The organism is Streptococcus porcorum, from assembly GCF_053203725.1.
This window is the reverse complement of the sequence record NZ_JBRUDG010000009.1, coordinates 41,362-62,043: the sequence shown is the minus strand read 5'-3', so window position 1 is coordinate 62,043 and position 20,682 is coordinate 41,362. Positions and strand designations below refer to the sequence as shown.

The 20,682-nt window shown below is 39.8% G+C and carries 19 protein-coding genes, 3 pseudogenes and 1 other annotated feature (1 of these 23 only partly in view); of the genes and pseudogenes, 2 read left to right on the top strand and 20 right to left on the bottom strand.

The window, feature by feature from the left end; all coding sequences use genetic code 11:
• Positions 1-213: 213 nt before the first annotated feature.
• The 6 genes and pseudogenes from ACVRWY_RS03920 to ACVRWY_RS03895 form a co-directional block, all read right to left on the bottom strand.
• On the bottom strand, positions 214-1,278 hold the full coding sequence (locus ACVRWY_RS03920; RefSeq protein WP_354368089.1) for a cell division protein FtsQ/DivIB: 1,065 nt from the start codon (positions 1,276-1,278) through the stop codon (positions 214-216).
• A 6-nt stretch (positions 1,279-1,284) separates the two neighbouring features.
• Positions 1,285-2,361: a UDP-N-acetylglucosamine--N-acetylmuramyl-(pentapeptide) pyrophosphoryl-undecaprenol N-acetylglucosamine transferase gene (locus ACVRWY_RS03915; RefSeq protein ID WP_354368091.1), complete on the bottom strand. Its 1,077-nt coding sequence runs from the start codon at positions 2,359-2,361 to the stop codon at positions 1,285-1,287.
• Between the two features lies 1 nt (position 2,362).
• A complete protein-coding gene (murD, locus tag ACVRWY_RS03910) occupies positions 2,363-3,721 on the bottom strand; it encodes a UDP-N-acetylmuramoyl-L-alanine--D-glutamate ligase (RefSeq protein ID WP_354368093.1) in 1,359 nt (452 codons plus the stop codon).
• Positions 3,722-3,989: 268 nt separating this feature from the next.
• Positions 3,990-4,461, bottom strand: a pseudogene (tnpA, locus tag ACVRWY_RS03905) (IS200/IS605 family transposase).
• Positions 4,462-4,572: 111 nt separating this feature from the next.
• Positions 4,573-6,043 (bottom strand): annotated as a pseudogene (locus ACVRWY_RS03900) (IS1182 family transposase).
• A gap of 143 nt (positions 6,044-6,186) precedes the next feature.
• Positions 6,187-7,467: an O-acetylhomoserine aminocarboxypropyltransferase/cysteine synthase family protein gene (locus ACVRWY_RS03895; protein ID WP_354368095.1), complete on the bottom strand. Its 1,281-nt coding sequence runs from the start codon at positions 7,465-7,467 to the stop codon at positions 6,187-6,189.
• 276 nt (positions 7,468-7,743) lie between these two features.
• Between ACVRWY_RS03895 and ACVRWY_RS03890 the strand changes: the two are divergent.
• Positions 7,744-7,905: pseudogene (locus tag ACVRWY_RS03890) on the top strand (transposase); the annotation flags it as partial.
• A gap of 135 nt (positions 7,906-8,040) precedes the next feature.
• Here ACVRWY_RS03890 and ACVRWY_RS03885 read toward each other — a convergent pair.
• The 6 genes from ACVRWY_RS03885 to ACVRWY_RS03860 form a co-directional block, all read right to left on the bottom strand.
• Entirely contained in the window at positions 8,041-8,298 is a 258-nt protein-coding gene (locus tag ACVRWY_RS03885) for a DUF3165 family protein (RefSeq protein ID WP_354368097.1), read from the bottom strand.
• Between the two features lie 18 nt (positions 8,299-8,316).
• Entirely contained in the window at positions 8,317-10,158 is a 1,842-nt protein-coding gene (typA, locus tag ACVRWY_RS03880; protein WP_354368099.1) for a translational GTPase TypA, read from the bottom strand.
• Between the two features lie 191 nt (positions 10,159-10,349).
• Positions 10,350-10,730, bottom strand: coding sequence for a rhodanese-like domain-containing protein (locus ACVRWY_RS03875; RefSeq protein WP_354368101.1), 381 nt, complete (start codon positions 10,728-10,730; stop codon positions 10,350-10,352).
• A gap of 10 nt (positions 10,731-10,740) precedes the next feature.
• Positions 10,741-11,709 carry an ROK family glucokinase gene (locus ACVRWY_RS03870; RefSeq protein WP_354368103.1) on the bottom strand — a complete coding sequence of 323 codons (969 nt, stop codon included), beginning with the start codon at positions 11,707-11,709 and terminating at the stop codon, positions 10,741-10,743.
• A complete protein-coding gene (locus tag ACVRWY_RS03865; protein WP_354368105.1) occupies positions 11,684-11,908 on the bottom strand; it encodes a YqgQ family protein in 225 nt (74 codons plus the stop codon). Before ACVRWY_RS03865 ends, ACVRWY_RS03870 begins: the two co-directional genes overlap by 26 nt.
• 141 nt (positions 11,909-12,049) lie before the next feature.
• A complete protein-coding gene (locus ACVRWY_RS03860; protein WP_354368107.1) occupies positions 12,050-12,586 on the bottom strand; it encodes a Dps family protein in 537 nt (178 codons plus the stop codon).
• 90 nt (positions 12,587-12,676) lie between these two features.
• Between ACVRWY_RS03860 and ACVRWY_RS03855 the strand changes: the two genes are divergently transcribed.
• Positions 12,677-13,087: an A24 family peptidase gene (locus tag ACVRWY_RS03855; RefSeq protein ID WP_354368109.1), complete on the top strand. Its 411-nt coding sequence runs from the start codon at positions 12,677-12,679 to the stop codon at positions 13,085-13,087.
• 63 nt (positions 13,088-13,150) lie between these two features.
• Here ACVRWY_RS03855 and trpX read toward each other — a convergent pair whose 3' ends face one another.
• From trpX to trpE, 8 genes are read right to left on the bottom strand one after another with little or no spacing between them, the layout of a single operon-like run.
• Complete coding sequence (gene trpX, locus ACVRWY_RS03850) at positions 13,151-14,119, bottom strand: tryptophan ABC transporter substrate-binding protein (RefSeq protein WP_354368111.1); 969 nt, start codon at positions 14,117-14,119, stop codon at positions 13,151-13,153.
• A 24-nt stretch (positions 14,120-14,143) separates the two neighbouring features.
• Positions 14,144-14,938 (bottom strand): tryptophan synthase subunit alpha, encoded by a 795-nt coding sequence (trpA, locus tag ACVRWY_RS03845; protein ID WP_354368112.1) that lies wholly within the window; start codon positions 14,936-14,938, stop codon positions 14,144-14,146.
• Entirely contained in the window at positions 14,939-16,141 is a 1,203-nt protein-coding gene (gene trpB, locus ACVRWY_RS03840) for a tryptophan synthase subunit beta (RefSeq protein WP_354368113.1), read from the bottom strand. It abuts the gene before it with no gap.
• Positions 16,131-16,718: a phosphoribosylanthranilate isomerase gene (locus ACVRWY_RS03835; RefSeq protein ID WP_354368115.1), complete on the bottom strand. Its 588-nt coding sequence runs from the start codon at positions 16,716-16,718 to the stop codon at positions 16,131-16,133. The genes trpB and ACVRWY_RS03835 overlap by 11 nt, the downstream gene beginning before the upstream one ends.
• On the bottom strand, positions 16,705-17,475 hold the full coding sequence (gene trpC, locus ACVRWY_RS03830; protein WP_435533033.1) for an indole-3-glycerol phosphate synthase TrpC: 771 nt from the start codon (positions 17,473-17,475) through the stop codon (positions 16,705-16,707). Before trpC ends, ACVRWY_RS03835 begins: the two co-directional genes overlap by 14 nt.
• Positions 17,468-18,475, bottom strand: coding sequence for an anthranilate phosphoribosyltransferase (gene trpD / locus ACVRWY_RS03825; protein WP_354368117.1), 1,008 nt, complete (start codon positions 18,473-18,475; stop codon positions 17,468-17,470). Before trpD ends, trpC begins: the two co-directional genes overlap by 8 nt.
• Positions 18,472-19,044: an aminodeoxychorismate/anthranilate synthase component II gene (locus ACVRWY_RS03820; RefSeq protein WP_354368119.1), complete on the bottom strand. Its 573-nt coding sequence runs from the start codon at positions 19,042-19,044 to the stop codon at positions 18,472-18,474. Before ACVRWY_RS03820 ends, trpD begins: the two co-directional genes overlap by 4 nt.
• A complete protein-coding gene (trpE, locus tag ACVRWY_RS03815; protein WP_354368121.1) occupies positions 19,041-20,399 on the bottom strand; it encodes an anthranilate synthase component I in 1,359 nt (452 codons plus the stop codon). The genes ACVRWY_RS03820 and trpE overlap by 4 nt, the downstream gene beginning before the upstream one ends.
• A gap of 93 nt (positions 20,400-20,492) precedes the next feature.
• Positions 20,493-20,682 (bottom strand) — a binding site (T-box leader) (it continues 50 nt past the right edge of the window).

Genomic DNA, 20,682 nt, shown 5'->3' with positions numbered 1-20,682 from the left:
CATATGAACCCTTTCTAATGTGAGTTTCGTCGCTTTTCATTATAGGTCATATGGGACCTTTTTCTATATTCAAAAAGGCTCCATAATTTCCACGGTGTTCTTACCCACTACAGAAATTATAGAGCCATAAAAAAAAGTAAAATGTTATCATTTTACCTTCTTTGTCATATAAAATTAATTTTTATTCCAACTAAATCAGACTTTCTCTGATTATTATTGACTTGCCTCAGTTGCAATAGTCTCTTGACTAGAGGAAGATGCCGTCGAAGTTTCACTTGTCGTGATATTAGTATCACTATTTTCCTCCGAAGTTGTATAGATACCAACCTCCATATCCACAACAACTGGAGACATCAAACTACTTTGAATTTTTTGATAATAGGGTAACTTTTCAGCTAGCTCAGATAAAGGGATTTTAAGCGTGTTACCATCTCTTAAAAGAATAGTTAATAAATCAGAGGTAGCCTTTGTTGGCGTTAAGCTAATTGATTGAAATTGTTGAAGCTGTTCTTTTGATAATTTTTTTAACTGCTTCGCTAAAGTACTTACTTGTGATTGACTTAAACCATCAACCAGAGCCAAAGTAGAATCAATCTGATCACTAGCCAATTGTTCAGAAAGCTCCCCACTGCTTAAGATAGCTTGATAGTTGCCATCTTTGACCTGATAAGCAACTACTGGATATTCCTCAACCGTTAAAAGAAAATGATTAAACGGTTGATAAGTTAAACGAGCATCTTTCACCCAAACAGAATTTTTCTTTACATTTTCCTCTATTTGCTTACTATTTAAAATGGTCGTAAAAATATAATCACTCGTTTTAATCTCTGTCGCTTTAAGTAAAGCATTTGAATCGGCTTCTTGTTGCCCTGTAACATCAATTACCTTTTGTGTTGCAAATGGTGTAATCAAAAAAATTGACCAAAGTAAGATTAAGCTTGAAAGAGTTATAACCGTTATCACACCAAAACGTTGTGAGGCAGGCATACGTCTTGCCTTTTTTTGTGCTTTTTGTTGTGATTTTATCCGCTTTTGATCTTGTTTTTTCTTTCTTTTTTCACGTTTCAGTATCGCTCTTTTTTCTGAGGGTGTTAGCGCTGCCTCTATCTCCTCTTGCTCTCTTGCTAAGCGCTTAGCCAATTCTTCTTTTCTTTGTTTTTCGCGTTCTTTTTTTTCGCGCTCTTTTTTTTCAATAAACTCTAGATTGCGTTGTTGCCACTCGGTTAACTCTGCTTGAGTCCCCACCTCTACTTGTTCTTTATCTTCTGATTTTGACATAATCCTCTACTTTCTCTTAAGCTTCTCGTTGATATCCTCTAAGAGAAGTTGGTAGAAGTCTTCTTGTGATTTTAAATCTTGTGTTTTTTCCATTGCTTGATAAAAATCCGACCGACTCTCCCAAATCTTATCTAAGGAAGTTTTTAAATGAGGGTAATCAAAGTCTTGTTCATATAATGTCAGAGCATAACCTCTTTTTTCAAAATAATCTGCATTTTCTAGTTGATCACCTCGACTAGCTTCTTTCCCCAAAGGAACGATAAGATGTAGCTTTTTCATAGCAACCAATTCAAAAATTGTGTTGGAGCCACCACGAGTCACAACAATGTCTGCTAGATTCATCAAGGGTTGATATAAATCCGTAACATAGTCCACACGATATAAGTTTTTAGAAAGCGTATTAAGACTAGAATCACCGGAGATATTAATAACATTGTAGTCTTTTGTTAAATCTGAAGTATTAGTAATCAGCTCATTAAAAACCCGTGCTCCTCCAGAGCCACCAATAAATAAGAGCGTCTGACGGTCTGAATCAAAGTGAGCGATGATTTCATCTAATGCTGGCGTTTTGACATAAACATTTGTTCCTACTTTAGTAATCGCACCGACATGTTTTGACTTGACTTGTTGCTCACCTTGCTCAAAAGTCGTGTACATGGTTGTCGCAAAACGATAAGCAATCTTATTAGCTAATCCCATTGATAAATCTGACTCATGTATAAAAACAGGAATTCCTAATGTTTTAGCGGCAATAACGGGAGGTACAGATACAAAGCCTCCTTTTGAAAAAAGGGCTTGCGGACGAATTTTTGCTAGAATAACCATAGCTTGCAGAATACCAAAACCAACTTTAAACACATCAAGCATGTTTTGCCAGCTAAAATAGCGACGTAATTTTCCTGTTGCAATTCCATGAAAGGTGATGTTAAAGCCTGATTTTTGAATTTCTTTGTATTCAACACCTTTTTTATCACCTATATAATGAACTTCCCAGCCATCTTTGATAAATTTGGGAATCAATATCAAATTCAAAGTAACATGCCCTACTGTTCCACCACCCGTGAAAACGATCTTTTTAGCCATCTTACTCTCCTTTATTTAGACGTGAAAAGGTATCTAAAAAGACCTCTCCACGAACCTCGAAATTAGGATACATATCCCAACTTGCATTAGCAGGACTTAATAAGACAATATCACCCTCGCTAGCTGACTGAAAAGCAAGACGGGTAGCCTCTTCTATATCTGTAGCTTCTAGATACGGTACTTCTGCTTTTTGAGCTGCACGAATCACACGTGGAGCAGACTCGCCCAAAATAATCATTTTCTTTAATCCAGTAATATCAGGCACTAAATCATCAAATTCATTGCCACGGTCCAGACCCCCTGCTATCAAAACAACCTTAGCATTGTCAAAACCTGAGAGCGCTTTTTGGGTAGCTAAAATATTGGTAGATTTACTATCATTATAGAAGGTCACGCCTTGAAGACTACCCACCTTCTGTAAACGATGCTTGACTCCACCAAATTGACTCAGTGTTTCTTTAATAACAGTGTTTTCAACACCTGATAATTTAGCAACAGCAATAGTAGCCAAGGCATTCTCAATATTATGACTGCCTGGAACTCCTAGCTCCGATGCTGACATCACACACTCATCTTTAAAATAAAGTTGACCATCTAAAAGATAAGCACCATCTACCTTTTCCTGTGTTGAAAACGGAAGAACTTGAGCTCTTGTTTTTTGTGCTAAATCTTTAGCCAAGTCCTGATTAAAGTTCAGTACAATAATATCAGCAGCAGTCATCTTGTCTTGTATGTGCCATTTGGCAGCAACATAATCATCAAAGCTACCATGATAGTCTAAATGAGTTGGCATCAAATTTGTAATGACAGCAATATGTGGCTTAAAGGTCGTCACACCCATCAACTGGAAGCTAGACAACTCCATCACTAAAGTATCTTGATCTGTCGCGTGACTTGCTACCTCAGAAGCTGGAAAACCAATATTACCCGATAAAAGTGCTGACTGACCAGCTTGATTTAGAACATCCGCAATCATGGTTGTCGTAGTAGTTTTCCCGTTTGAGCCAGTAATACCAATAATCTTCGCCTCCGAAATACGTGCGGCAAGCTCTACCTCTGTGATAACAGGAATACCTTTAGAGATAGCTTTTTCTACCATAGGATTGGTATAAGGTATCCCAGGATTTTTTATTAAATAAGCAAAATCCTCATCTAACAATTCTAGAGGATGACTACCACAAATAACCTTAATCCCCTCCTCAAGAAGAGATTGAGCTGAAGGATTATCTTCAAAGGGTTTTCCATCATTAACAGTAACAATAGCTCCTAATTTCGCTAAAAGTCTTGCTGCTGCTTCACCTGAACGTGCTAATCCTAAAACCAACACCTTCTTATTTTCAAAATCAGTAATCTGTTTCATATCCTTCTCAATTCTTACAATGTATTCCCTAATATTTTACCCTTAATTGATTAGTTTTTCAAGATTTTGAAAGGATTGCTGCTATCACCTGCCATACAAAAAAGCTAGGCATCTATTGCCTAGCTTCAGAGTCATAACTACCCGTGAAAACAGGTGGCTTGTACACCGGCTATAAGCCGTTTCTCTCCAGCGACGTCTAAAGACGTTCGCTGAACTTCGTTCAGGTTAGTGCTATAATTACTTGACTAATGCCCGTAACAACGGGCTTTTATCTTGTTCTAAAACTGCCATCTGAAAATGGATATTCATACTCTTTGACACTCAAGAATTAAGTGCAATGTCATTTTTCTCCTGCTCGCGAATGTATTTCGCAACTGTCTTTTCGTTCAGACCAACGGTACTAATATAGTAGCCTATGGCCCAAAACTTTCGATTTCCATACTTATATTTTAAATTAGCGTGTTTATCAAATATCATTAGAGCACTTTTGCTTTTCAAATATCCCATAAAATCGGAAATCGAAAGTTTCGGAGGTATCAAGACAAGCATATGAACATGGTCTGGCATCATGTGTCCCTCAATGATTTCCACGCCTTTGTATTGACATAGATGACGGAAAATATCAATTAAATCCTGTCTAATTTTGTAGTAAATGGATTTTCTCCGGTACTTAGGTGTGAAAACTATGTGATAGAGCACATCCATTTGGTATGTGATAAACTGTAACTGGTTTTAGCCATTTCTTTTTACTCCTTTATCTAACCTGAACAATTAGATTATAACAGGAAAAAGAAATGGAAGCTCAAAGCCTTGTCAGCCACCAGCATAGCTGGTGGTTTTCTTGTTTTTCTCTACGAGAAAAATTGGCTCGAAACCATAATGAAGACAAACATCTCGATTGATATTTGTCTTTTTCTGTTTATAGAATTTAAATCACCTCTATTTACTAAAATAGAGGGTAATTGTCCAAAATAAAAAAGCTTGCCTGCCCTTATTTTTACCAATTTTTTGAGATTTAAGCACGCCAAAGTCAGTCCAACCTTATCTTCCATTTTGGACTTGCCTTTCTCTCTTGTATAACGAAGATTGTGGTACTCTTTAGCTGTCCCAAAGAGGCGTTCAATGGTTTCTTTCCGTTTCTGGTAGAGTTCCTTCATGTCCTTTCGATGTCGAATCTCTTCACAGGTTTCTAAAGCCTCTTTCCAAAGGTGTCGAGTTACCACTTTCTGCTTGTTCTTGCTCTCTGTACAAATGGATAAGAGTGGACAAGTAGCACAGATAGCTGGATCACTCTTATATTCTCGATAACCTTCCCTGGTTGTAGTGCGGTAGGTTAAGACCTGATTCTCAGGACAGATATAACAGTCACAGTATTCATCATAAACAAAATCCTTCGAGCGTAGTTTCCCCTTCTTCCCCTTTGGTCGTGTATAAGGGAAAACTGACGTAATCTCTTGTTCTAGGAGGAAGCGAGCGATACTTGGGGTCTTATAGCCAGAATCGGCAATGAGAAAGCTAGGTTGAAAGGGCTGGAGTTTAGCGAAGAGTGCAGGAAAGGCCTGGCTGTCATGGACATTGCCATCCTCCACGCTATAAGCCACAGCCCAACCATGCTTATCACAAGCAACCTGAGCTGTATAAGCGAATACTTCCTTATGGTCCCCCTTATGAAACCAACCACTTTCAGGGTCGGTTGTAGAAATTTTCTTAGCGACGGGCTCCGGCTCTTTTGCGGGCCCTAGCCGCTTTTTTGCATGCTTTTCTCTATCTCTATTGATTTCAATCTCTAACTGCTCACTCATAAACTTGGCTTGCTTTTCAACTTCACGGTTGATGAATTTACGGTTATTTGCCGCAGCCTTGATATGGGTACCGTCAATGAAAATTGCTGTTGGATCTATGAATCCTGCGTTGACACAGAGCCCTAAGATATGGGTGAAAATGCCTTCAATGACCTGTCTATCTTGGAAACGACGGACATAATTCTTTCCGTAGGCAGTGAAATGAGGCACCTTATCATCCAGTCGAAGACCGAGAAACCAACGGTAGGCAATGTTCACTTCAATTTCCTTAATGGTTGGTTTGGCGCATGGAACGAATGCCGAAGAGACACTGCAGGATTGGAATTTTAATGAGCAGAACAGGGTCAAGACTAGGACGCCCTGTTTCATCGCTATAGCTATCTGCGACTAAGTCATAGATAAAGGAGAAGTCAATAGCTTCCTCTATTTGACGAAGGAGATGATCTTGAGGAACAAGGTCATCTAAACTGTAGAAACCAAATTGACCGCGATTGTAGTCTGGATTTTCTTTGTGTAACATAGCGATTCTCCCTCTACTTATTAACTGGATTCCTATCTCTATTATATTACTTTAAGCATGAAAAAGCCGTTAGAAATACAATTCTAACGACTTTGTCTTCATTCTGACTCAACCTTTTTCTAGGTTGAGTCACTTCGCTTATCTTAGATTTTCTCCAAAGCCAAGCATAAATCTTCAATCAAGTCGTCTGCATTTTCGAGACCAACAGAAATACGAATTTGGTTTGGTGTGACACCACAAGCCAACAAGTCTTCTTCTGACAATTGTTGGTGTGTAGTCGTTGCAGGATGAACGACTAATGATTTAGCATCAGCAACATTGGCCAAATCTGAAAATATTTCAAGGTTATCAATAACATTACGTGCCTCATCTTGCCCTCCTTTGACATGGAAAGTAAAGATGGAACCAGCACCTTTTGGTAGATACTTTTGAGCTAATTCATAGTATGGACTTGAAGGCAGACTTGGATAATTGACCTTTTCAACTTTAGGGTGTTTTTCTAAGAAATCAACGATTTTTTTAGTGTTTTCAACATGCCGCTCAATGCGCAATGATAAGGTCTCCAGACCTTGCAAAAGTAAAAAGGCATTAAATGGTGACAAGGCTGCACCAGTATCACGAAGAAGCTGTACACGAAGTGCTGTGATAAAAGCAGCTGGCCCAATATCTCGAGTATAACTGATATTATGATAAGAAGGGTCTTCATCAACAAATTGTGGGAATTTACCAGAGGCTGCCCAATCAAACTGACCAGAATCTACAATAACACCTGCAATCGTTGTCCCATGACCACCGATAAATTTCGTTGCAGAATGAACCGAAATATCTACACCGTGTGAAAAAACATTGATGAGGTAGGGTGTCCCAAAAGTATTGTCAGCTACCAGAGGAATCTTATGAGCATGTGCAATATCAGCAATTTTTTCAATGTCTGGTATGTTAATCAAAGGATTACCAAGAGTTTCAATAAAAACTAGCTTAGTATTATCTTGAATTGCTGACTCAATTTCATCAAGTTTATCAACGTCTACAAATGTTGTTGTAATACCATAACGTGGTAAGGTTTCTTTCAGAAGATTAAAGGTACCACCATAAAGAGTTGTAGCAGCAACCACATGATCGCCAGCGTGTGCTAAACCAAGTACAGTATAGGTAATAGCAGCCATCCCTGAAGCCGTTGCCAAAGCACCCACACCTTTTTCAAGAGCTGCAATGCGATCTTCAAAGACTGCAACTGTCGGATTTCCAATACGAGTGTAGATGTTCCCTGTTTTCTTCAAACCAAAAAGGTCTTCTCCTTCTTGGGCATTGTCAAAAACGTATGAGGTTGTTTGATAAATTGGTACCGCACGTGACTTTGTCGTCGGGTCAACAGTTTGTCCAGCGTGTAGTTGAAGGGTTTCAAAACTCAATTCTCTTGCCATGATTGACTCCTTGTCGTAAAGTTTTGACAACATTCTAATTAATGTTATCTTTTAAATTGTCTTTATTGTACTCTATTATTTTTACTTACGCCAATAGTTTTTATCTATCAGAGTGATAAATAATATCTATAATAGATTGAGAATATGTTTATCCTACTCCCCTAAACATTCATTTCGAAAACGATAGAAGTTCTTTGACAGCATATTGCACATTATCTGACTGTGCGATGGCCGAAATAATGGCAATGCCATCGGCACCATTATAATAAAGATCTGCTACATTATTCCAACGCCAAACTGGAAGCTACCAATAATCTCATCAAAGTCATTAAAAGAAATGCCTTTGGTTTCAGGAACTTTGAAAACTTTAAACAACGGATTTTGATTGCTTTGAACATAAAGAAAGAGAGAACGAAGTTCGTCCTCTCTAGGTGTTAGCTTTTCATCTACCCACTACAGTTAACAAAGAGCCCAAAAAAGCTAGGCATCTATTGCCTAGCTTTTCATTTTGTCATCCCAAGAAGACCAATACTCTCTAAAATAGAATCAAGAAACTTGTTGGTAGTGACACGTTTACCTTCTGTTAGATTTATCTCGTTTCGGTAATTTTGAAATATCTAAAATGACAAAATAAGCTAAAATAGTCATGGCAAAGCCAATAAAGATCTCTGGTGGAGACTGGACTAGCTTGACAAGACTCAAACCTCCCAAAACCAATAAAGACGCACATAGTCCAACAAAGGCGATAACATTCATGGTTGATTTAACAGTCTTTGGAGCAGCAAAGACATAATAAACCACAATCAACAAGGCAAGAATTAAATAAGACATTTTTGCCCCCTCATCAGCTTATTCTGCTGATTTTTTCTTTTTAGCTGCCTTATCACGAGCTGCTTTATTTAGAATTTGTTTGCGTAAGCGAATAGATTCTGGTGTAACTTCCATGTATTCATCATCGTTTAAGAACTCAAGAGACTCTTCTAGAGTCAAAATACGAGGTGTTTTAATGACAGATGTTTGATCTTTTGTTGCTGAACGAACGTTAGTCATTTGCTTAGCAGTGGTGATGTTAACTGTCAAATCATTATCACGTGAGTTTTCACCAATGATCATCCCTTCATAGACTTCTGTCCCTGGGTTAACAAAGATTGTTCCACGCTCTTCAATACGCATAATAGAGTATGTTGTTGCTTTACCAGCATCAATAGAAACCAATGCACCACGATGACGTCCACCGATTTCCCCTGCTACAACTGGAAGGTATTGATCAAAAGTATGGTTCATAATCCCATAACCACGAGTCATTGATAAGAACTCTGTTGAGTAGCCAATCAAACCACGCGCTGGAACCAAGAAAACCAAACGTGTTTGACCATTTCCTGTTGCTTGCATATCAAGCATGTCCCCTTTACGCTCAGAAAGAGATTGAATCACCGCACCTTGATATTCTTCTGGTGTATCAATTTGAACGCGCTCAAATGGCTCCATTTTCACACCATCAATTTCCTTGATGATCACTTCTGGACGTGATACTTGAAGTTCATATCCTTCACGACGCATCGTTTCAATTAAGATAGACAAGTGCAGTTCCCCACGACCTGAAACGGTCCACTTATCTGGTGAATCAGTTGGGTCAACACGAAGTGATACGTCTGTTTGTAACTCTGCTAAAAGACGCTCTTCAACCTTACGAGAGGTTACCCATTTCCCTTCACGACCAGCAAATGGTGAGTTGTTAACCAAGAAAGTCATTTGAAGAGTTGGCTCATCGATACGAAGGACTGGAAGTGGCTCAACCGCATCTGTTGGAGTCACTGTCTCACCAACGAAGATATCTTCCATACCAGAAACAGCAATCAAATCACCAGCTTTTGCTTCTTGGATTTCCTTACGCTCAAGACCGAAGAATCCAAAGAGTTTGGTAACGCGGAAGTTTTTCGTTGTACCGTCTAACTTAGACAAGGTAACTTGGTCACCAACCTTAACCGTCCCACGAAAGACGCGACCGATACCAATACGACCTACGAAATCATTGTAGTCAAGAAGAGAAACTTGGAATTGTAGTGGCTCATCTGAGTTATCTACTGGAGCTGGAATATGCTCAATAATCGTGTCAAAGATCGGTGCCATAGTAGCTTCTTGATCTGCTGGGTCATCCGAAAGTGATGATGTTCCGTTAATCGCTGAAGCATAAACTACTGGGAACTCTAGCTGATCATCATCTGCACCAAGTTCAATGAAAAGCTCAAGAACCTCATCCACAACCTCTTCTGGACGGGCAGATGGTTTATCAATCTTGTTAACCACAACAATCGGTGTCAAGTTTTGCTCGAGTGCTTTTTTCAATACAAAACGAGTCTGTGGCATTGTACCTTCGTAGGCATCAACTACCAAAACAACACCATCAACCATTTTCATGATACGCTCAACTTCACCACCGAAGTCCGCGTGTCCTGGAGTGTCCATAATGTTAATACGCGTTCCATTGTAAGCAACGGCTGTATTTTTAGCAAGAATGGTAATTCCGCGCTCTTTTTCAAGATCATTAGAATCCATTGCGCGCTCATCAAGATTAGTACGCTCATCAAGCGTTTGTGATTGCTTCAACAACTCATCAACTAAGGTTGTTTTTCCGTGGTCAACGTGGGCAATAATGGCAACGTTACGAATATCTTCTCTAAATTTTGTCATATTTTCCTCTGTAATAATAGTAATAATTTATTTCAACTAGAGGATTATAGCATAATTTATTAAAAAAATCATGCCATATGAGGCTGTAAACGTTTTTAGAATGCTATTTTATCAAATAATAAATCTTGTCCTTTCATTTTCTAGCAGTCTTTTCCAACAAAAAAGTTACTGGAAACCTGTCCAGTAACTTTTTATTTCACTTTACCATCCCAGTACTCAAAGCCATCTCTTAAAACATAAATATCTTGATAGCCTGCTTTTTTTAAGATTAGAACAGCACGAGCAACAGCTTGCCCACGACGACTATCATATAAAAGAACTGGTTTATCTTTTCTCAGTGCCGATAAACTTTCTTTAAATTGAGCTAAAGCAAAATTTCTAGCACCCAAAATATGTTTTCGACCAAACTCGGCTGGGCTTCTTAAATCAATTAACTGACCTTGTCTTAAAAGGTTCTTGAATTCCGTATTTTCAACAAACTGCGCAGCCTTTCTCACTCGGAAATAATTCCAAATTGTCCAAATCAGAAATCCTATAGCAAAAGCAATGATTAAATAACTAATAATATCCATACGGTACTACCTATTTTGCAAACTGACGTGCTAAGCTTGCTGCACCAATAATGCCGGCGTCGTTTCCAAGTTGCGCCATCTTAATTTTTGTTGTTTTACGAACTTGTGGAAATGCGTACTTGTTAAAATAAGTTTCGACACGGCTACGAAGAAACTCTCCAGCAGCTGAAACGCCGCCCCCGATAACCACAGAATCAGGATTCAAGATATTTGAAATATTAGCTGTAGCTAGTCCAAGATAGAAAGAAACTTTTTCAACAACAGAGTTAGCAAATTTATCTCCGTTCGCTGCTGCCACAAAAATATCCTTACTCGTCACACTATCACCATTATCAATAGCAGCTTTAATACTAGAATCTCCCTCATAGCTTTCTGCCAGATGACGCGCAACACGTACCACACCTGTGGCAGAAGCTACTGTTTCCAAGCACCCTAGATTGCCGCAAGTACAAGCAAAGCCAGTCTCAGGCTCAACAATGATATGCCCGATTTCTCCACCAGCACCACCGACACCGTGAATCAGATTGCCATCAGCAATAATCCCTCCACCAACTCCTGTTCCAAGAGTGACAAAAACCACATCGGGATTGTTTTCACCTGCACCAACCCAACGCTCACCAAGAGCCGCCACGTTAGCATCATTATCAATGGCAAAAGGAATGCCTAAAGCACTCTCAATAGCTTGCCCAACAGCCTGTGTCTCTGCCCAATTAAGATTATAAGCACCAGTTACGGTTTTATTAACAATATCTACTGATCCTGGCGATCCCATACCAATACCTGCAAAGTCCTCGGCAGTTAAGCCGTATAAGTCTAAACGGTGTTTGATTGCTTCAATAATTTCTGGAACAATGTGTTGCCCATCCTCTAAAATATTAGTGTCAATCGCCCACTTTTCCTGAACTTCACCCTCTAAAGTCAAGATACCAAATTTTACAGTTGTTCCACCTAAATCAATTCCTAGAAGTTTCTTTGCCATATTCTTTTTCCTTTTCTAAGCGGTGCTCACGACGCAGTATTAGCTCTGCAGTTAAGTAATCTTGCTTATCTAACAAGCCATTATCATAGAGACGAGAAAGTTCTAACTTCATCATCTCGATATCATATAGTCGTTTTCCTAGATAAACAAAAATGCCAAAACGCTTCAGCAACTGCTGAACATCATATAGTGTTTTCATATTACATTCATTTTAACAAAATTTTGTTGTCCTTTCAACAGAATTATGCAATCGTTTGCTTTGTTGGCGAAATTTTTAAAAATATGTCTGCTTTTTACTAGACAAAAGAAAAAAGCTGGGCATCGCCAGCTTCATCTCTTGTTAACGAATCCCTGGTGCTTGACCACGCTCTGCTTGAAGCATCCAGATGGTTTTTTCTGCGTCAGCTTGTGCATCAGAGAAAAGACCATTGGTAGGATCATCACCTTCTTCATCTGAAACATCTAAACCAACTTGGTATAGACTTGAAAGATACTGATAAACCTCTACAAGACGTGCCAAATGCTCGTCTATAGATTTATCAAATGATCCTGGAATTTCATCAAGTTTTGAATGTTCATCAAATTCTTTCAGTGTTGAATAAGGCGCACCACCAATCGTAATCAAACGTTCACTTAACTCATCTAGGTGAGCATTTAGCCCATCCATCAATTCATCCATTTTGGGATGAAGATGGAAAAATCCTGCTCCACGCATATACCAGTGAACCTGATGAACGATAGAGGCAGCTTTTGATAAGTCTGCTACTGCTTGATTTAAAACAGCTTTTGTCTTTTCATTTGAAGTTATAGTGGATTCTTTTTTCTGAACCTGATGCACGATCGAAGCATAAATTTTTTCTACAATTGTATCTGACATGATTTTTCCTCCTCAACTTTATATCTCTATTTTAGAATGGTTATTATTAAAAAGCAAATAATTTGATTATATTTATCGAATAAGATAAGTATGAAGATAATTGATTTTAACAGTATTAGCCATATCATTCTGATTTTTATGGGGATAAACCTATCCTTACATGATAAAAAATGGCTTTCTTTTCCACTTTTAAACTGGCTTATTCCCACTTTATTCCTCTTTTATCTCAATCCCATTAATCCTCTTGTGATGAGCCTAGCTTTACTTGGAATAATAGCCGAGATAAAAGATCTTAAAATGGGGTCAGGTGATTTCTTTTTTCTAGCCAGTCTAGCCTTTGTCCTAAAGCTACAAGACTTACTTTGGGTTATCCAACTTTCTAGTCTAGCTGGTATCCTCACTTTTCTCTACCACAAAAATCCAACAAAAAGACTTCCTTTTATTCCTTATCTTTTCTTATCTTATTTAATTGTCCTCATCTATCAAAAAGGAGTTGGATAACATATTAGTTATCCAACTCCTTTTGAGGATCTCTTAGTTTTCGACTCAAGAAAAAATTGCCTTTTATTTTTCTGGCAACGTAATGCCGAGCTCTTTAGCTACTTCTTCATTATAAACAGGGGTTCCTTCATCAAAAACATTAACAGGTAGCGTCGAAACGTCCTCACCTTTAAGGACTTTAGCCGCCATTTTCCCTGTTTCAACACCTAGCTGATACTGATCAATCACCACTGAGGCTAGTCCGCCTTCTTCTACCATCGTATCCACACTTGGGTAAATAGGTTTTTTAGCTTCTTTAGCAACTTGAACTAAAGTTGAAAAGGCTGAGGCAATCGTGTTATCAAGTGGCACCCAAACAGCATCCACTTGTGATAACAAGACTTCTGAGGTGGTCTTGATTTCATTTGTAGATGGAACAGATTTCACCACAACTTCAAGTCCTGCTTTTTCAGCCAAGGTTTTAAATTCTTCAACTTGAGATTTTGAGTTATCTTCGCTACTAGAGTAAATAACTCCCACCGTTTTAACGTTTGGCGTCAATTCTTTGATTAATTCAACCTGTGCTTTAATAGGAGTTTTATCAGAAACACCTGTGATATTTCCACCTGGTTGATCAAGACTTTTAACCAATTTTGCTCCAACAGGATCTGTCACAGCCCCCATAATAATAGGGATTTCTTTAGTGGCAGAGGCTAAACCTTGAGCTGCTGGGGTTGCTATGCCAATTAAAACGTCATTTTGATTGGCAACCAGCTTCTGACTCATGGTTTGGACCTTACTTTGATCACCTTCAGCATTTAAAAAATCAATTTTTAGTTTATCTCCTGAATACCCCTCTTCTTCTAGCCCTGCCTTGATACCACGATAGATTTCATCCAAAGCTTCATGGGTTACAAATTGTAGAACCCCTACTTTAACTGTCGTAGCTGAAGTGGTTTTTGTCTCTTTTTTGGTCACTGATTGATACCCCAAAACAGCTATAATGACAAGGGCAAGGCCTATTAATACCCCTATTAAACGTTTATTTTTCATCTCTTCTCCTTTAAATCTTTTTACCTAATTATGACATAGACTTGGTGAAATCTCAACCGCCTCTTTGATGAAGTTTCCGATGGATTGGTCTTTGTCATGGAAGGCTTTGACAATTTTAGAGCCTACAATAACACCATTAGACACACGGTTGAAGCGTGTCACATCCTCAAGACTGGAGACACCAAATCCTGTTAAAACAGGGATAGGGGAAACCTCTGTTAAAGCTTTTAAGTGTTGATCGAGGTCGTCACGATAATCATTTGATTTTCCAGTGACCCCATTGATAGCCACGGCATAGACAAAGCCTTCTGCTTCTTGAACTAAGATCTTTTGACGCTCAATCCCTGTGGTCAAACTCACTAAAGAAATCAAAGCCATATCACTGTCTTTCAGATAAGGTTTGACAAAAGCCTCGTGTTCATAAGGCAGGTCTGGAATAATCAAGCCTTCCACAGACGTATCTTTCAAATCAGTGATTAGTTTCTCGACACCGTACTGGTAAACAGGATTAAAGTAAGTCATCAGCACCAAGGGAGTGTTGACTTGCTTTTCTTGCAATTTTTTAACCAATGCTGTGAGACTCGTCCCTTTTTCTAAGCTTCGTTGTCCCGCTGCTTCAATCACTGGACCATCAGCTACAGGATCTGAAAAAGGTACTCCGACCTCAATAGCTGAAACGCCCTGCTTTTCTAAAAACGCAATCGTCTCAAATAAGCCTTCTAAGCCCTTATCGTGATCTCCCGCCATAATATAAGGCACAAATAATCCCTTATCCTGCGATATAATCTGTTCTAAATGTTTGGTTAGCGTTTTTGTCATCTATGCCTTCCTCCCCTCTAGCATTTCCTTAACTTGCATCACATCTTTATCACCACGCCCTGATAGGCAAACCACAATGGATTTGTCAGGGCCCAATTCTTTTGCTAACGTTGGAAGATAAGCAATGGCATGACTAGACTCTAAGGCTGGAATGATACCTTCTAGACGCGACAAGAGTTTAAATCCTTCCAGAGCCTCATCATCTGTCACGCTAACATAGGTTGCTCGCTTGATGTCGTTAAAATGGCAGTGCTCAGGGCCAATGCCTGGATAGTCTAAACCAGCAGAAATCGAGAAAGCTTCTAAAATCTGCCCATTTTCATCTTGCAAGACATCCATCAAGGTTCCATGTAAGACACCAGGACGGCCTTTAGCAAAGGTGGCAGCGTGCTGATCCGTATCTAAACCACGACCAGCTGCCTCTACACCATACATAGCAACAGAGCTATCATCAACAAAAGGATAAAAAAGTCCCATGGCATTTGACCCACCACCAATGCAGGCAAGAACAGCATCAGGAAGCTTGCCACCTGAAAGCTCCTGAAATTGACGTTTGGCTTCGTGACCAATGACTGCTTGAAAGTCACGAACAATTTCTGGAAAAGGCGCAGGACCTAAAACAGATCCCATGACATAGTGCGTATCCTCGACTTCTGCAACCCAAGCACGAAGCGCAGCATTAACCGCATCTTTTAGAACGCGTGAGCCATCTGTTACCGCATGAACCTTAGCCCCTAGCAACTCCATCCGAAAGACATTCAAGGCTTGGCGCTTAACGTCTTCTTCTCCCATGTAAATCGTACATTCCATGTCAAAAAGAGCTGCTGCTGTTGCAGTTGCAACACCATGCTGTCCTGCACCTGTTTCTGCGATAATTTTATTTTTCCCCATCCGCTTAGCTAAAAGCACTTGCCCTAGGGCATTATTGATTTTATGAGCACCCGTGTGGTTGAGATCCTCACGTTTAAGGTAAATCTTTGCCCCACCACAATACTCTGTGAGACGTTTTGCAAAATAGAGCGGATTTTCTCTGCCGACATATTGTTTAAGGAGGTCTTGAAATTCTTTTTGAAAGGCTGGATCTTGTTTACTCTCGCGATAGGCTTGATCGAGCTCTAAAACAGCTGTCATCAAAGTTTCTGGAACAAACCGTCCACCAAAATTTCCAAAAAAGCCATTCTGGTCTGGTTGATTATAAGTCATAAGTTACCCTTTCTATAAATGATTTTATCTTGTTGATATCTTTCTTGCCATCTGTTTCTACACCACTAGAGACATCTAGAGCATAGGCTGAAAAGTGTTTTTTGACAGACCCCACATTCTCAACGGTGAGACCACCTGCTATAAAATAAGGCTGGGTCACGTGCTGTTTTTTTAGTCCTTCCCAGTCAAATGTCTGACCGCTTCCTGCTACGGGAGCATCAAACAAGATGTAGTCCGCCTTTGTGGTATAAGTAACGCTTTCTTTGGTTACTTGAATAGCACGGATACTAGGAACTGACAGTTCTGCAAACCACTCCTCATTAACATCTCCGTGAATTTGGACTAAATCAAGCGGAACTTCTGTAATCGCTTCTTGTAATTGCGCTAAGCTTGGACTGACAAAGACACCTACAACTTTAGTTTTGCCCGAGACATATTGGCGTAAATTCCTTGCCTGCTCTAAGCTAACTTGTCGCTTACTCTTTGCAAAAACAAAGCCAATATAATCTGCACCTGCCTGACAAGCTGCTTCAACCGCTTCCTTAGTTGATAAGCCACAAATTTTAACCTTTGTCATAGACTAACTCTTTCATCTTTTCTTCTAAGTTATCTGCTTGCATAAGCGCTGTTCCGACTAGGATGGCGTTAAAATAAGGGGCAAGCAAAGCCACATCCTCTGCCGTAAAAATCCCAGATTCAGACACATACACACAGTGGTCTTTAAACTGAGTCGATAAATGCAGACTGGTATTGAGATCAATCTCAAATGTTATTAAATTACGATTGTTAACACCGATAATTTCAGCACCTATCTCATGGGCTATGGCTAATTCCTCACTATTATGTGTCTCTACCAAAACCTCTAACCCTAGTCCTGTCGCAAAATCATAAAGTTCTTTCAAGCGTGCTTTTGACAAGGCCGCTACAATCAACAGAATCACTGTCGCACCAGCATTTCTAGCACGGATAATCTGTTTTTCATCAATGATAAAATCTTTGTTTAAGGTTGGAATAGCTACTACTTGCGAAATTTGACGAAGATAATCCAAGTGCCCTTTAAAGAAAATCTCATCCGTCAAGACAGAAATCATCGCAGCACCACCTGTTTCATAGGCTTTAGCCTGTTCCACAATATCGACATCTAGATTGATGTCCCCCATACTAGGGCTGGCTTTCTTCACCTCAGCAATAACCTGTACCTTATCCTTATGGGCCTTTAAAAAATCATAGAGACGATAGGTCTGACGTAACGGAAGCAAGTCCTCTAGCGCCATCTTTGACACTTCTTTTTCCTTTTGTTTTAAAATCTCTGGTAAAAATTGCTTTTTAGTCAATTTGTGCCTCCTGTAATGCTTTTAACTTGGCAAGTGCCTTTCCTGAAGCGATTAACTCACGCGCTAGAGCTACACCCTCTTTGATAGATGCCACCTTACCATTGGCGTAGAAGCCTAACCCTGCATTTAAAACAGTCGTTTCAAGATAAGGACTGACTTGATTTTCTAAAACACTCACTAAAATCGCCGCATTTTCTTTAGCAGAGCCTCCTTTAATAGCTGACAGTGGAACCTCAGCCATTCCCAAATCTTTATAAGTAAACTGGCCGCTAGTAATCTGGCCATTATCTAAAAGCGTATAGGTGTTTGTCCCATAAAGCGCTGCTTCATCCATGTTATCAGGACCTGTAATAATCAAGGCACGACGTCTGCCCAAAGCCTTTAGTACTTGAATCAATTCAGCTTGCTTGTCCGCACGATAAAGCCCCATCAACTGACTATCCAACTCCATAGGATGACTAAGAGGTCCAATAAGATTCATAATAGTTGGAATGCCCAAAGCCTGACGCGCTGGTGAAATATAACGCATAGCAGGGTGCATTTTTTGAGCAAAGAGAAAGGAAATTCCTGTTTGATCTAAGACCTGACCTAAGCTTTCTTCTGGGAGATCCACAGCAATCCCTAGTTCCTCTAAGACATCTGCGGATCCTGATTTTGAGGAAATTGAGCGATTGCCATGTTTTGCTACCGTTATCCCACCAGCAGCCAGAATAAAACTAGCCGTCGTTGAGATATTGAAACTAAAAGACTGATCACCCCCTGTCCCACAATTATCCATCACTCCTGTCGCTTGGCTAGGGATTTGAGCGGCATACTCCTTAACCACCTTGACGAGACCTAAAATTTCATCAACAGTCTCTCCTTTCATCTTTAAACCTAAGAGAAAGGCTGCGATTTGACTTTCAGACAGCTCACCATTTAAGATGCGATGAAAAACAGCTTCCATTTCCTCTTGACTGAGGTTTTCTTGTCGTGATAATTGATTAAAAATCGCCTTCATCCTTTATCCTCCACTTGTTTGACAAAATTTTCCACCATCTTCAACCCTTCTGGACTACCGATGCTTTCTGGATGGTATTGCAAGCCATAAATCGGAAGTTCCTTGTGTTGAATAGCCATAATTTCATGGTCATCCACTGTCCTTGCTAACACCTCAAACTCTGCTGGCAAGTCATCAACGACAATCGAATGGTAACGCATGATGAGAATTTCTTTTTCAATACCTTCAAAGATAGGGGACTGCCCTGTGATCTTAATCGGACTTTGCTTCCCATGCATGACATTTTTAGCCAGTCCCAACCGACCTCCAAAGGTCTCAGCAATGGCTTGGTGCCCCAAACAAATGCCCAAGATTGGTTTTTTCCCAGCAAAATCCTGAATCATCTGCTCCATCAGTCCAGCATCTTTTGGCCAACCAGGACCTGGGGAAAAAACGAGTCCATCTGCCTGCTCAGCTTTTTCATAAAGATCATCAGCATCATTACGGACAACAAGGACATCGGTAAAGGTCCCAATATACTGCGCTAAATTGTAAGTAAAAGAATCATAATTATCAATCAACAAAATCATAAACGCTCTCCAATTCTTGTCATGGCCTTAGCCTTATTGATGGTTTCGTAAAATTCATTTTTGGCCACACTATCATAAACCACGCCAGCCCCTGCCTGAACATAAGCTTTCTGATCTTTAATCACCATGGTCCGAATAGCAATCGCAAAATCCATATCTCCAGTTGCCGATAAGTAGCCGATAGCACCAGCATAAATACCACGCTTTTCTTTTTCTAGCTCATAAATGCGTTGCATGGCACGAATCTTCGGTGCACCAGATACTGTTCCTGCTGGCAAGGTGGCTTTCAAGGCTTCCATAGGATTACTAGGATCCTTTAGAACACCTTTCACAACACTGGTTAAGTGCATGACATAGCGAAAATACTCTACTTCCATGTATTTACTGACCTGTACGCTACCTGTTTGGGCAATTCTTCCGATATCATTACGTCCAAGGTCCACCAACATTCGATGCTCAGCTGTTTCTTTTTTATCGGCTAAAAGCTCCGCTGCTAAGACAGCATCCTCTTCTTCTGTTTGACCACGATGACGTGTCCCTGCAATGGGATTAGTTGTCACCACGCCTTTTTTGACGGACACCAGACTCTCTGGACTAGCCCCTATAATCTGATAATCGCCAAAATCATAGAAGTAAAGGTAGTTTGACGGATTAGTAATACGCATATTGCGGTAATAATCAAACGGCTGCCCTAGCATCTCTGCTGAAAAACGTTGACTCAGCACACATTGGAACATATCTCCTTGACGAATCAAGTCCTTGGCCCGATTGACCATAGCTTCAAACTCTGCCTGTTCTAGATGATGGTGAAAGCTCAGCTTTTCTAAAGAAAGCGGTGAAAACTCTTCTTTAGATGGGGTTTGTAGGTCAGTAAGAACTCTCTCCAAAGCCTCTGCCAGCTCCGTATCAGGACGCTTGCTATAGTCATTTGTCTCAACCACATGGATACACTCTTTTTTATGATCAAAAATCAGAAATGACTCATAGACAAAGAAGTGCATATCAGGCGTTCCAATTGTATCTGTAGGAATCTGACCAATAGTTTCATAGATTCCAATCATGTCATAGCCAAGATAACCAATGGCACCTCCTGCAAACGGAAGCTCACTTGTTTTTGCAGGTACAATGCTCAATTGACTCAGATAATCCAGCGGATCTTGGTCAATGACTTGACCGTTCTCTCTTAGCTGACCATTGTCAAAGGTCACTTCAAAAACAGGATTATAAGCTAGAATAGAAAAACGTGCATTTTCCTTCTCTCTTGGAATAGACTCTAAAATCATCTTATGTTCTCCTTTAATGCGCATATAAGCAAGAATCGGAGTTAAAATATCTGCTGATAAAACTTTTTCCATAAGAACCTCTTTTCTAATAGGACTAAAACAAACGACTACCTATCCTCTGGTCAATCTGACGATGCAAAAAGCCCCCGCACAGAAAAAACTCTGTACGAGGGCGTCAATATAGCGCGGTGCCACCTCATTTTAGGGAATTTGGGTATAAGGTCTCCCTAATCTCTACCTCCTCTAACAAGGAGTTGCACGGTAAGGTGTGCCAACCGAATTTACATTGTTTAAAATTCTCTAGTTACCTCAGCCCATTTCCACAAAGACTGTTATTGGCTCACAACAACCGCCA

Bases quoted from the DNA above. Each gene is read 5' to 3' on its own strand.
- ACVRWY_RS03920 (WP_354368089.1), bottom strand. From the start codon at position 1,278: ATGTCAAAATCAGAAGATAAAGAACAAGTAGAGGTGGGGACTCAAGCA.
- ACVRWY_RS03915 (WP_354368091.1), bottom strand. From the start codon at position 2,361: ATGGCTAAAAAGATCGTTTTCACGGGTGGTGGAACAGTAGGGCATGTT.
- murD (WP_354368093.1), bottom strand. From the start codon at position 3,721: ATGAAACAGATTACTGATTTTGAAAATAAGAAGGTGTTGGTTTTAGGA.
- ACVRWY_RS03895 (WP_354368095.1), bottom strand. From the start codon at position 7,467: ATGGCAAGAGAATTGAGTTTTGAAACCCTTCAACTACACGCTGGACAA.
- ACVRWY_RS03885 (WP_354368097.1), bottom strand. From the start codon at position 8,298: ATGTCTTATTTAATTCTTGCCTTGTTGATTGTGGTTTATTATGTCTTT.
- typA (WP_354368099.1), bottom strand. From the start codon at position 10,158: ATGACAAAATTTAGAGAAGATATTCGTAACGTTGCCATTATTGCCCAC.
- ACVRWY_RS03875 (WP_354368101.1), bottom strand. From the start codon at position 10,730: ATGGATATTATTAGTTATTTAATCATTGCTTTTGCTATAGGATTTCTG.
- ACVRWY_RS03870 (WP_354368103.1), bottom strand. From the start codon at position 11,709: ATGGCAAAGAAACTTCTAGGAATTGATTTAGGTGGAACAACTGTAAAA.
- ACVRWY_RS03865 (WP_354368105.1), bottom strand. From the start codon at position 11,908: ATGAAAACACTATATGATGTTCAGCAGTTGCTGAAGCGTTTTGGCATT.
- ACVRWY_RS03860 (WP_354368107.1), bottom strand. From the start codon at position 12,586: ATGTCAGATACAATTGTAGAAAAAATTTATGCTTCGATCGTGCATCAG.
- ACVRWY_RS03855 (WP_354368109.1), top strand. From the start codon at position 12,677: ATGAAGATAATTGATTTTAACAGTATTAGCCATATCATTCTGATTTTT.
- trpX (WP_354368111.1), bottom strand. From the start codon at position 14,119: ATGAAAAATAAACGTTTAATAGGGGTATTAATAGGCCTTGCCCTTGTC.
- trpA (WP_354368112.1), bottom strand. From the start codon at position 14,938: ATGACAAAAACGCTAACCAAACATTTAGAACAGATTATATCGCAGGAT.
- trpB (WP_354368113.1), bottom strand. From the start codon at position 16,141: ATGACTTATAATCAACCAGACCAGAATGGCTTTTTTGGAAATTTTGGT.
- ACVRWY_RS03835 (WP_354368115.1), bottom strand. From the start codon at position 16,718: ATGACAAAGGTTAAAATTTGTGGCTTATCAACTAAGGAAGCGGTTGAA.
- trpD (WP_354368117.1), bottom strand. From the start codon at position 18,475: ATGAAGGCGATTTTTAATCAATTATCACGACAAGAAAACCTCAGTCAA.
- ACVRWY_RS03820 (WP_354368119.1), bottom strand. From the start codon at position 19,044: ATGATTTTGTTGATTGATAATTATGATTCTTTTACTTACAATTTAGCG.
- trpE (WP_354368121.1), bottom strand. From the start codon at position 20,399: ATGGAAAAAGTTTTATCAGCAGATATTTTAACTCCGATTCTTGCTTAT.